This is a genomic window from Curtobacterium sp. MCBA15_008 (assembly GCF_001865065.1).
Classification (GTDB): domain Bacteria; phylum Actinomycetota; class Actinomycetes; order Actinomycetales; family Microbacteriaceae; genus Curtobacterium.
On the sequence record NZ_MJGN01000043.1, the window covers coordinates 1 to 360 of the forward strand.

Here is a 360-nt window from a genome sequence, read left to right on the forward strand (position 1 = left end):
GGAGAGTGATGCAGAATCATCAGGTGAAGGGGTGCCGAGGTCAGGCGAAGATATCAACTTCGCCTTTCCAGGTCAGATCAAGGGATTCAGATGGTAGATCCTGTTCGTCCAGTCCGCCATCGGCAAGTACTGCCCTCTCATCCTTGCTGCCCTCCCCGGCATTGTCCTCGCCGGCTTGCTGCTGCGATGAATCACTGACGTCAAACTGGTCCAGTGACAGCCCCTGCTCACTCAGCATGTCCCTGAGACGGTGGCTGTGCAGTTCAAGCTGGTCCCGCACGGCCGGGTTGGCAGAATGAACGGTAATGTGTGCCTGCTCCTGCTGAACCTGAACCCTGACTTCCATGGGCCCCATATCAG

Annotated in this window: 1 protein-coding gene; it reads right to left on the bottom strand. The window is 57.5% G+C overall.

What is annotated here, in order from left to right; all coding sequences use genetic code 11:
- Window positions 1-40: 40 nt before the first annotated feature.
- Window positions 41-360, bottom strand: a 320-nt coding sequence (locus tag BIU96_RS14545; RefSeq protein WP_139200067.1) for a flagellar hook-length control protein FliK, incomplete at its 5' end; no start/stop codon positions are given.